Origin of the sequence: Chromohalobacter sp. HP20-39 (genome assembly GCF_033052815.1) — a bacterium.
In the GTDB taxonomy this organism is placed as follows: Bacteria; Pseudomonadota; Gammaproteobacteria; order Pseudomonadales; family Halomonadaceae; genus Chromohalobacter.
Map to the genome: position 1 here is coordinate 1 of NZ_JAWHTP010000466.1, position 303 is coordinate 303.

Consider the following 303-nt stretch of genomic DNA (forward strand, 5'->3'; position numbering starts at 1 on the left):
GTTCTGGAACACCATCTGCACCTCGCGGCGCAGGGCCTTCACCTCGGCCCCCGCGGTGGCCACGCCGCGGATCTGCAGCGTGCCGCGCGTGGGGGGCTCGCTCAGCGTGAGCTGCCGGGCCAGCGTGCTCTTGCCGCAGCCCGATTCGCCGACCACGGCCAGCGTCTTGCGCGGCGCGAGGCTGAAGCTCACGCCATTGAGCGCCTTCACCGTGGCCGGGGGCTGGAACAGGCCGCGGCGCACCGCGTAGTGCCGGGTCAGGTCTTGGGCTTGCAGCAGCAGCTCAGACATGCGCCGCCTCCT

General features: G+C 72.3%; 1 protein-coding gene. It reads right to left on the reverse strand.

Annotated features, from left to right (window positions below; genetic code table 11):
- On the reverse strand, positions 1 to 291 hold a 291-nt coding region (locus RVY79_RS18830; RefSeq protein WP_317466081.1), incomplete at its 3' end, for an ATP-binding cassette domain-containing protein.
- Between the last annotated feature and the right edge of the window lie 12 nt (positions 292 to 303).